The sequence below is a fragment of the Nocardia sp. NPDC050717 genome (assembly GCF_040654275.1).
Taxonomy (GTDB): Bacteria; Actinomycetota; Actinomycetes; order Mycobacteriales; family Mycobacteriaceae; genus Nocardia.
Map to the genome: position 1 here is coordinate 117,551 of NZ_JBFAHR010000005.1, position 10,089 is coordinate 127,639.

A 10,089-nucleotide genomic window follows, 5' to 3' on the forward strand; every position below is an offset into this window, starting at 1 on the left:
CGGCCTCAGCGCGGATACGGGCTGAGCATGTCGATGAAGCGGATGTCGAGGTCGCGGCGCAGATAGTCCATCCGCGACTCCCAGAACGCGCGCATGTGCGGCAGCGCGAGGTGCTCGTCCAGATCCGCGCGGCTGCGCCACAACTCGTAGAACGCGAACACCGACGGGTCGGCGCTGTCGACATGGAAGTGGTACTCGAGGCAACCCTCCTCGGCGCGGGTGGGTTCGACGAACGAGAGCAGCAGGTCGCGGAGTTCGTCGCGGCGCTCGGGCTTGGGGTGGGCGAAGCCCAGCAGGGCGAAGGTCTCGGTCACGCGACTCTCCTAGGTATGGTCGTTGTCGTACCTTCGTGACGGTAAGCGGACGGAAGGTACGATGCAACTCGTACCTGATGGAGGTGTGATGGCGGAGGCCGAAGAACTCGAACTGGGCGCGGTGCTGGCCGCACTCGCCGACCCACTGCGCCGCCGGGTGATCACGCTGCTCGCCCTCGACCGCGCCGACGGCGATCGCAGCTGCTCCTCCTTCGACCTCCCGGTGACCAAAGCGACGCGCACCCATCATTTCCGCGTCCTGCGCCAGGCCGGTCTGGTCCGGCAGATCGATTACGGCAATCGCAGCACCGTCGCCCTGCGCCGCGCCGACCTCGACGCGCGTTTCCCCGGACTGCTCGACCTGCTCGTCGCCGAAGGGCCGTGACACGGCCCGCGACGGCGGCCCCCAGGCGACCCCGCGCGCGGGTGTGCCACTGTGGACAGGTGATTCCGAAGTTGATGGCGGTCAGTGATGTGCACGTGGGACATCAGGGCAACAAGCCGATCGTGGAACAGATCCAGCCGGACTCGCCGGAGGATTGGCTGATCGTCGCCGGTGACGTGGGCGAGAAGGCCGACGAGGTCCGGTGGGCGCTGGATCTGCTGCGGCAGCGATTCGCCAAGGTCATCTGGGTGCCGGGCAACCACGAGCTGTGGACCACGCCGAAGGACCCGGTGCAGATGCACGGCGCCGCCCGCTACGAGTACCTCGTGGCGATGTGCCGCGACCTCGACGTCGTCACCCCCGAGGACCCGTTCCCGGTGTGGACCGGCTCCGGCGCCGAGCGGTACGGCGGCCGCGTCACGATCGCGCCGATGTTCCTGCTCTACGACTACTCGTGGCTGCCCGAGGGCACCTCGACCAAGACCGAGGGACTGGCCGTGGCGCGCGAGCGCAACGTGGTCGCCACCGACGAGTTCCTGCTGGCCCCCGACCCGTACCTGACCCGCGACGCCTGGTGCCACGCCCGCGTGCAGTACACCCAGCGCCGCCTCGACGCGCTGGACCCGGAGACCCCGCTCGTGCTGGTGAACCACTTCCCGCTGGTCCGTCAGCCCACCGAGATCCTGTTCTACCCCGAGTTCTCGCTGTGGTGCGGCACCGATCTCACCGCCGACTGGCACACCAGCTACAACGTGGTGTGCTCGGTCTACGGCCACCTGCACATCCCGCGCACCACGTACTACGACGGCGTCCGCTTCGAGGAGGTCTCCCTCGGCTATCCGCGCGAATGGAAGCGGCGCGGCATGCCCGAGCCCCTGCTGCGGCAGATCCTGCCCGAACCGGTCTACGCCGAGGGGGAGCTCAACTCCTGGGGCGGGCACTTCCGGGTGACCCCGGAGATGGAGGCCGCCGCCGCGGAGATGCGGGCAAAGGCCGACCGCAGGCGCGGCATATGACAGCGATTTGCCTCGGGCATCGACGACTGATTTGGTGATGACCATGGGTAACTCACCGGGTACGGGCAAACTGTCCGCCTTCCGTACCGCCAGCCGCCGAACTTGCCGGTCGAGCACTCGGGTCCGGCCATGAGTCGCGGGGAGGCGCGCTTGCTCGAGAACATTCTGCCGTCCGGGGTGGCGGCCGCCGAGTTGCTGGCGTACCCCGAGGACCTGAAGGCGCACCCGGCCGAAGAGCACCTCATCGCGAAGTCGGTCGAGAAGCGCCGTCGCGATTTCATCGGTGCCAGGCACTGCGCCCGGCTCGCGCTCGAGCAGCTCGGCGAGCCGCCGGTGGCGATCGGCAAGGGGGAGCGCGGGATGCCGCTGTTCCCGCGCGGTGTCGTCGGGAGTCTGACCCACTGCGACGGCTACCGGGCCGCCGCGATGGCGCACGTGCTGCGCTTCCGCTCGGTCGGCATCGACGCCGAACCGCACGGGGAACTCCCCGAGGGTGTGCTCGATTCGGTGAGCCTGCCCGCCGAACGCGACTGGCTGGCCGGCGCGCCCGCCGACGGCCTGCACCTGGACCGGCTGCTGTTCTGCGCCAAGGAGGCCACCTACAAGGCGTGGTTCCCGCTGACGCTGCGCTGGCTCGGTTTCGAGGACGCCCACATCACCTTCGAGATCGATACCCGCACCGCCGATTCCGGCTCGGGCACCTTCCACACCGAACTGCTCGTGCCGGGCACGACGAACGACGGCGGCGCCCCGCTCACGTCGTTCGACGGCCGCTGGCTGATCGCCGACGGGCTGATCCTGACCGCGATCGCGCACGGCTGATGGCGGCGCGCACCTCGGCGGTGGGCCAGCTGGGCGGGCTGGTGATCGTCGACAAGGACGGTGGCTGGACCAGCCACGACGTGGTGGCCCGGAGCCGGAAGCTGTTGCGCACCAAGAAGGTCGGGCACGCGGGGACCCTGGATCCGATGGCCACCGGGGTGCTCGTGCTCGGGGTGGAGCGGGCGACGAAGCTGCTCGGTCAGCTGATCCTCACCAGCAAGTCCTACACCGCGACCATCCGGCTCGGCCAGTCCACGATCACCGACGACGCCGAGGGTGAGGTGGTCGCGACCACGCCTGCGGGCCACGTCACCGACGCGCGGATCGCGGACGGGGTCGCGGCGCTGACCGGCGACATCGACCAGGTGCCCGCGACCGTCAGCGCCATCAAGATCGATGGGGAGCGCGCCTACGCCCGTGCCCGCGCCGGCGAGGACGTCCAGCTGGCATCCCGGCCGGTCACGGTGTCGCGCTTCGAGGTGCTGGCCCGTCGTGATGTCGACGACTTCGTCGATCTGGACGTCGAGGTCGAGTGTTCCTCGGGCACCTACATCCGCGCGCTGGCCCGCGACCTGGGCGCCGCGCTCGGCGTCGGCGGCCACCTGACCGCCTTGCGCCGCACCAGGGTCGGCCCCTTCACCCTCGAACACGCCCGCACCCTCGACGAACTCGCCGCCGCCGCCGAGGCCGAGCAGCCCTTGCTCAGCCTCGACATCGACACCGCCGTCCGCACCGCCTTCCCGCGCCGCGACATCGACGCCACCCAGGCCGACGACCTGCGCAACGGCCGCTGGCTCGACCCCATCGGCATCAAGGGCGTCTACGCCGCCGTCGACCCCGCGGGCCGCGCCATCGCCCTCCTCGAGGAAAGCGGCAAACGCGCCTCCTCGGTGATGGTGGTGCGCCCCCAGGGCATCGGCGACTGACCTCGCGGATGTCCTTGTGCGCCACGGTCTTCGGGTCGGCATCGACGGTCTGAGCGGGCCGCCACGGCCCAACCCGGAAAGCGTTGCGCGGGAACAGAAGAACCACTTGTGGGCGGCCGGATACGTAGAGTGGTGGTGACGGTCGTTGGGCGGACTTCGCCGATCGTGGGGAAGGGGAGAACGAGATGGGTGCGGGATCGGTGGATACCTTCGCGCTGTGGGATCGGGACGGGGACGGGCAGGTGTCGGTGGACGACATCGTGGCCGGGATCCGCGCGGCGGGCATCGAGGTGGATCGGGACGCGGTGGAGCGGATGGTCGCGGCGGCTGACACCGACGGTGACTTCCTGGTCTCGCGGGCCGAATTCGACGCCGCGGTGGTCGCCGGGCGGATCGAGGTCACCGATGCCGACGCCGCGTTCCGGGTGTTCGACGTGAACGGCGACGGGCGCATCTCGGTGACCGAACTGGATTCGCTGATCCGCCATGTGGGCGGTGGCCTGATCGAGGAATCGGCCGGTGCGCTGCTCGCCGCCGCCGACCAGGACGGTGACGGCTATCTCTCGCCCGCGGAATTCCGGGTGCTGCTGGACTTCCTGTCCCGCTGAGGTCACCACCCGGCCCGGCCGGCGGCGATGCTGTCAGGGGTGCTGGACCAGGGCTAACGGCGGCCCCGCGACCGGCGATAGCTGGAGCATATGGCTGTCGTCTCCGAGGGGTGAGCCATGGTGGCTTCGCACAGGGTCTGGATCGGGATCGTCGCGGGGGTGACGACGCTGCTCGTGGGATGCGCGGCCGGAGATCCGGCGTCGCCGGGCTCGACCAGCAGGTCCGCGACCACATCGGTGGTGACGGTGCCGCTCGCCGCGCCGCCCACCGCCGATCCCACCGTGGCGCCGGTGGATCTGGCCACACCCACCCGCGTCACCACACCGGCCCCACCCGGACCGCCGCCCACGCCCGCGACCGGCACCATCGCCCTGCGCACGGAGACGCTCTCGGGCGCTCCCGTCCCGAACGTCCCGGTGTGGATCGGCCTGCGGCAACCGTGCGATCCGGCCGGCCACGACATCCCCGTCGGCGAGACCACCGAGACACAGCGCCAGGAGGCCGTCACCGACGCCGACGGCCGCGCCGTCTTCACGGCTCCGGTCGGCTGCTACCACTACGGCATGACCGCCCCCGCGGGCACGAATCCGGTCCCGGAGGGCATGCACGCGGCGTTCCTCACCGCGGGCGGGCAGACCGTCCACGGGCAGCTGCGGTTCCAGGACGCGGCGGGCCCCTGCCACCCCGACGGCATCTCCGCCGATCTGGGCCTGCTCGACAACGCCACCGTCGGCTACTGCGACGGCACCTGGGCGGTGATCTCCTTCGACACCCCCGGCGACAACCAGCGCATCGTGCACCGCGTCGGCGGCACCTGGACCACCTATGTGCTCTTCCCACACGAGGTGTGCTGGAGCACCGCCGAAGCCGACGGCGTCCCGGCCGCGCTGCGCGCCTACTTCACCTGCTGATCCCGGTCAGGCGGTCAGCCAGATCGCCTCGGCGGCCAGGGTTCCCAGCTCGGTGGGCGCCTCGGCCGCGCCGATGCGCACCGCGATGGTGCCCGCGAAATCGCGCCGCTCCTCGACCGCGATGGCCGTGTCGAGGGCGATGCCGACCGAGTCGAAGTAGCGCAGCATCTCCGGATCGGAATCGGAGATCCGGGCGACCCGCCCCGCCTCGCCCGCCGCGAAATCCGACAGCCGGCGGGCCGGGGGAGTGGGGACGGCGCCGTCGACCGAGGGGATCGGATCGCCGTGCGGATCACGGTCGGGATGGCCGAGTTTCGCGTCGATACGCGACATCAGCAGCTCCGAGACGGCGTGCTCGAGCACCTCGGCCTCGTCGTGCACCTCGTCCCAGCCGTAGCCGAGTTCGTTCACCAGGAAGGTCTCGATCAGGCGGTGCCTGCGCACCATCGCCACGGCGGCGCGGCGGCCGTGCTCGGTGAGGGTGATCGCGCCGTAGCGCGCGTGCTCGACCAGACCCTGATCCGAGAGCTTGCGGACCGCCTCGGACACGGTCGAGGCCGACACGCCGATCCGCTCGGCGAGCAATTTGGTCGACACCTTCTCCTGCGACCACTCCTGCGCGGTCCAGATGACCTTCAGATAGTCCTGTGCGACAGCGGACAATTCGGGCGCGAGTGTCGCGGTGGCGGCGAGTTCGGCCTGTTCACCGGGCTGTGTCGACGCTCGGCGGGTGGCGACCTCTCGTTTACCTGGCACATCATTGATGTTAGGCATCCCTGGCCCGAATGACACATCGGCGAACCGGCACGGCGTGGCCGAAACGCTTTGCGTAGGCTTCGCTCTGTGCAGAGATGGCGAAGTCTCGACGATGTGCCCGCCGACTGGGGGCGCTGCGTCCTCACGATCGGCGTGTTCGACGGCGTGCATCGCGGACACGCGCAGCTGATCAGCCGCGCGGTGGCCGCGGCGCGGCGCCGCGGTGTCCCCTCGGTTCTGATGACCTTCGATCCGCATCCGATGGAAGTGGTGCGGCCGGGGTCGCATCCCGCGCAGCTCACCACCCTCACCCGGCGGGCCGAGCTCGCCGAGGAGCTGGGCATCGAGGTGTTCTGCGTGATGCCGTTCACCCAGGAATTCATGAAGCTCACCCCCTCGGGGTACGTGCACGATCTGCTGGTCGAACGGTTGCACGTCAGCGAGGTCGTGGTCGGCGACAACTTCACCTTCGGCAAGAAGGCCGCAGGCACCGTCGACACCATGCGTGAGCTCGGGGAGCGGTTCGGCTTCTCGGTCGACGGCGTCACCCTGCTGGGCGAACACGCCGTCACCTTCTCCTCCACCTACATCCGCGCCTGCGTCGACGCGGGCGACATGGCCGCCGCCGCCGAGGCGCTGGGCCGCCCGCACCGCGTCGAGGGCGTGGTCGTGCACGGCGACGGCCGCGGGCGCGGCCTCGGCTTCCCGACCGCCAACGTCGCGCCGCCCATGCACGCCGCCATCCCCGCCGACGGGGTGTACGCGGGCTGGTTCACCGTGCTCGGGCCAGGCCCGGCCATCGGCACGGTCGCCCCGGGCGAGCGCGCGATGGCCGCGATCTCGGTGGGCACCAACCCGACCTTCTCCGGCCGCTCGCGCACGGTGGAGGCGTTCGTGCTCGACGGCGAGGCCGACCTGTACGGCCAGCACGTGGCGGTCGACTTCGTCGAGCAGCTGCGCGGGATGCGCAAGTTCGACACCGTCGACGACCTGGTCGAGGCCATGGGCCGGGACGTGGAGAGCGCGCGCAAGGTCCTCACCGCCGCCGACGCCTGAGGGCCGGGTGAACCCGCCGCCACCGGTGGCGTAAAGTGGCTCCTCGGGTTTGCTGCGGTCCGCGGTGGCGCCCACCCCGGGTAACCGGACTTTCGAGCGCGGAACTGAGAAATGAGGAGTCTGCCCGCATGGCGCTGACCACTGAGCAGAAGTCGGCCATCCTGGCCGAGTACGGCCTGCACGAGAAGGACACCGGTTCGCCGGAGGCGCAGATCGCGCTGCTGTCGAAGCGGATCTCGGACCTGACCGAGCACCTGAAGAAGCACAAGCACGACCACCACACCCGCCACGGCCTGCTGGCCCTGATCGGTCGTCGTCGTCGCCTGTCGAAGTACCTGCAGGCCAAGGACATCGAGCGCTACCGCTCGCTGATCGAGCGTCTCGGCCTGCGCCGCTGACCTGGATCGACACGCCTCCCCGCTGAGGCGGTGACTCGATAGCCGACGAGAAGACGTACACTCTTCTCGTTGGCTATTCGTGTATTCGGAGACCATGGGGTCTCCGCGTGCACTACAACATGTGACAGCCGTGTGCATCCGTCCGCGTGGCGTCGGTCTTCGGTAGTGGCCTTTCGGCAGGCATCTTTCCCGCCGCCGTCGGGCTTCGATCGATGATCGCCTCCGCGACGCCCCTCTTGTGGAATGTCTTCAGCCGAGGGGATACGGCCGGGTGCTGCGCGTGGCAGCCAGGAGGGTTCCCACGTGTCCGTGTCCGGTACGGCTGACGAACAGCCGGTTCGCGCCCACATGGTGCTGCGCTCCGGCGAGACGAGAGGTCGAGAGAAGAAATATGACGCAGACAACTGAACGTACTTCGACCGCGGTCGAGGTCGAGCCCGGTGTTTTCGAGTCGGTCGCGCTGATCGACAACGGCAGCTTCGGCACCCGCACCATTCGCTTCGAGACAGGCCGCCTGGCCAAGCAGGCCGCCGGCTCCGTGGTCGCCTACCTGGACGACGAGACCATGCTGCTGTCGGCGACCACCGCCGGTAAGCACCCCAAGGACCAGTTCGACTTCTTCCCGCTGACGGTCGACGTCGAAGAGCGCATGTACGCCGCGGGCCGCATCCCCGGTTCGTTCTTCCGTCGCGAGGGCCGCCCCTCCACCGACGCGATCCTGACCTGCCGCCTGATCGACCGTCCGCTGCGCCCGTCGTTCGTCGACGGCCTGCGCAACGAGATCCAGGTCGTGGTCACCGTGCTGAGCCTCGACCCGCAGGACCTCTACGACGTGGTGGCCATCAACGCCGCCTCGGCGTCCACCCAGATCTCCGGCCTGCCGTTCTCCGGCCCGGTCGGCGGCGTGCGCGTCGCCCTGATCGGTGGCCAGTGGGTCGCGTTCCCGACCGTGGAGCAGCTCGAGGGCGCCGTGTTCGACATGGTCGTCGCGGGTCGCGTCACCGAGACCGGTGACGTCGCCATCATGATGGTCGAGGCCGAGGCCACCGACAAGGTCATCGCCCTGATCGAGGACGGCGCGCAGGCGCCCACCGAGGCCGTCGTGGCCGAGGGCCTCGAGGCCGCCAAGCCGTTCATCGCCCGCCTGTGCCGCGCGCAGTCGGACCTGGCGACCCTGGCTGCCAAGCCCACCGAGGAGTTCCCGCTCTTCCCGCCGTACGCCGCCGACGTGTTCGAGGCCGTCGAGGGCACCGCCAAGCGTGAGCTGAACGAGGCCCTGTCGATCGCCGACAAGCAGGCCCGTGAGGCCAAGATCGACGAGATCAAGCTGGACGTGCTCTCGCGTCTCGGCGAGGACTTCACCGGTCGCGAGAAGGAACTGGGCGCCGCGTTCCGCTCGGTCACCAAGAAGCTGGTGCGTCAGCGCATCCTCACCGACGGCTTCCGCATCGACGGCCGCGGTCTGGCCGACATCCGCGCCCTGAGCGCCGAGGTCGCCGTGATCCCGCGCGCCCACGGTTCGGCGCTGTTCGAGCGTGGCGAGACCCAGATCATGGGCGTCACCACCCTCGACATGGTGAAGATGGCCCAGCAGGTCGACTCGCTCGGCCCGGAGACCACCAAGCGCTACATGCACCACTACAACTTCCCGCCGTTCTCCACCGGTGAGACCGGCCGCGTCGGTTCGCCGAAGCGTCGCGAGATCGGCCACGGCGCGCTCGCCGAGCGTGCGCTGATGCCGGTGCTGCCCTCGCAGGAGGAGTTCCCCTACGCCATCCGTCAGGTCTCGGAGGCGCTTGGCTCCAACGGCTCCACCTCGATGGGCTCGGTGTGTGCCTCCACCCTGTCGCTGCTCAACGCCGGTGTGCCGCTGAAGGCGCCGGTCGCGGGTATCGCCATGGGCCTGGTGTCGGACACCGTCACCAACGACAAGGGTGAGGACGAGGTCCGCTACGTGGCGCTGACCGACATCCTCGGCGCCGAGGACGCCTTCGGCGACATGGACTTCAAGGTTGCCGGTACCCGTGACTTCGTCACCGCCCTGCAGCTGGACACCAAGCTCGACGGCATCCCCTCGCAGGTGCTGGCCGGCGCGCTGAACCAGGCGCACGACGCCCGCACCACCATCCTGGACGTGATGGCCGAGGCCATCGCCACCCCGGACGAGATGAGCCCGTACGCCCCGCGCGTCACCGCGATCAAGATCCCGGTCGACAAGATCGGTGAGGTCATCGGGCCCAAGGGCAAGATGATCAACCAGATCACCGAGGACACCGGCGCCAACATCTCCATCGAGGACGACGGCACCGTGTTCGTCGGTGCGACCGACGGGCCCTCGGCCCAGGCCGCGATCGACGCGATCAACGCGATCGCCAACCCGCAGCTGCCGAAGGTCGGCGAGCGCTTCCTGGGCACGGTCGTCAAGACCACCGCCTTCGGCGCGTTCGTCTCGCTGCTGCCCGGCCGGGACGGCCTGGTGCACATCTCCAAGCTGGGTCAGGGCAAGCGCGTGGCCAAGGTCGAGGACGTGGTCAACGTCGGCGACAAGCTGCGCGTGGAGATCGCCGACATCGACAACCGCGGCAAGATCTCGCTGGTCCCGGTCGAGGAGGAGGCCGCCGCGGCCGACGCCCCGGCCGCCGAGGCCGAGGACGCCGCCGCCGAGTAAGGCTCCGGTAGCTCCACCTGTCGCGAAACCCCTCGCCGTCTCGGACGGCGGGGGGTTTCGTGCTGTGCGGGTACCTGGGCGAAGTGGTGTGAATCACTGCGATGCAACGGTGATGCAACGTTGTTTCACATAGTGTTGCCCGACACAGTCCGCCGCTGGGTGGACGGCCGCCGTGCCTGCTTCGGGAGCGGCGCGCCCCGGGTCGACGCCGAGCCGTATGCGGACGGT

11 protein-coding genes are annotated in these 10,089 nt (G+C 69.7%); 9 read left to right on the plus strand and 2 right to left on the minus strand.

What is annotated here, in order from left to right:
* Positions 1–5: 5 nt before the first annotated feature.
* Positions 6–314, minus strand: coding sequence for a putative quinol monooxygenase (locus tag AB0H56_RS13160; protein ID WP_357161560.1), 309 nt, complete (start codon positions 312–314; stop codon positions 6–8).
* An 88-nt stretch (positions 315–402) separates the two neighbouring features.
* Between AB0H56_RS13160 and AB0H56_RS13165 the strand changes: the two genes are divergently transcribed.
* The 6 genes from AB0H56_RS13165 (at position 403) to AB0H56_RS13190 (ending at position 4,983) form a co-directional block, all read left to right on the plus strand.
* Positions 403–699 (plus strand): helix-turn-helix domain-containing protein, encoded by a 297-nt coding sequence (locus AB0H56_RS13165; protein WP_357161563.1) that lies wholly within the window; start codon positions 403–405, stop codon positions 697–699.
* A 59-nt stretch (positions 700–758) separates the two neighbouring features.
* Positions 759–1,715, plus strand: coding sequence for a metallophosphoesterase (locus tag AB0H56_RS13170; protein ID WP_357161566.1), 957 nt, complete (start codon positions 759–761; stop codon positions 1,713–1,715).
* 150 nt (positions 1,716–1,865) lie between these two features.
* Positions 1,866–2,537: a 4'-phosphopantetheinyl transferase Npt gene (gene npt, locus AB0H56_RS13175; protein ID WP_357161569.1), complete on the plus strand. Its 672-nt coding sequence runs from the start codon at positions 1,866–1,868 to the stop codon at positions 2,535–2,537.
* Positions 2,537–3,463: a tRNA pseudouridine(55) synthase TruB gene (gene truB / locus AB0H56_RS13180; protein ID WP_357161572.1), complete on the plus strand. Its 927-nt coding sequence runs from the start codon at positions 2,537–2,539 to the stop codon at positions 3,461–3,463. The genes npt and truB overlap by 1 nt, the downstream gene beginning before the upstream one ends.
* A 185-nt stretch (positions 3,464–3,648) precedes the next feature.
* Positions 3,649–4,071, plus strand: coding sequence for an EF-hand domain-containing protein (locus AB0H56_RS13185; RefSeq protein ID WP_357161575.1), 423 nt, complete (start codon positions 3,649–3,651; stop codon positions 4,069–4,071).
* 117 nt (positions 4,072–4,188) lie between these two features.
* Positions 4,189–4,983 (plus strand): hypothetical protein, encoded by a 795-nt coding sequence (locus tag AB0H56_RS13190; RefSeq protein WP_357161578.1) that lies wholly within the window; start codon positions 4,189–4,191, stop codon positions 4,981–4,983.
* A 6-nt stretch (positions 4,984–4,989) separates the two neighbouring features.
* Here AB0H56_RS13190 and AB0H56_RS13195 read toward each other — a convergent pair whose 3' ends face one another.
* The gene (locus tag AB0H56_RS13195) at positions 4,990–5,757 is read right to left on the minus strand and encodes a metal-dependent transcriptional regulator (RefSeq protein ID WP_357161581.1); all 768 of its coding nucleotides are present in this window, start codon (positions 5,755–5,757) and stop codon (positions 4,990–4,992) included.
* Between the two features lie 69 nt (positions 5,758–5,826).
* Between AB0H56_RS13195 and AB0H56_RS13200 the strand changes: the two genes are divergently transcribed.
* The 3 genes from AB0H56_RS13200 to AB0H56_RS13210 all read left to right on the plus strand — a co-directional run bounded on the left by AB0H56_RS13200 (position 5,827) and on the right by AB0H56_RS13210 (position 9,861).
* Complete coding sequence (locus tag AB0H56_RS13200; RefSeq protein ID WP_357161585.1) at positions 5,827–6,795, plus strand: bifunctional riboflavin kinase/FAD synthetase; 969 nt, start codon at positions 5,827–5,829, stop codon at positions 6,793–6,795.
* A gap of 128 nt (positions 6,796–6,923) precedes the next feature.
* Entirely contained in the window at positions 6,924–7,193 is a 270-nt protein-coding gene (gene rpsO, locus AB0H56_RS13205; RefSeq protein ID WP_110035787.1) for a 30S ribosomal protein S15, read from the plus strand.
* A gap of 391 nt (positions 7,194–7,584) precedes the next feature.
* On the plus strand, positions 7,585–9,861 hold the full coding sequence (locus AB0H56_RS13210; RefSeq protein WP_357161588.1) for a polyribonucleotide nucleotidyltransferase: 2,277 nt from the start codon (positions 7,585–7,587) through the stop codon (positions 9,859–9,861).
* Positions 9,862–10,089: the final 228 nt, after the last annotated feature.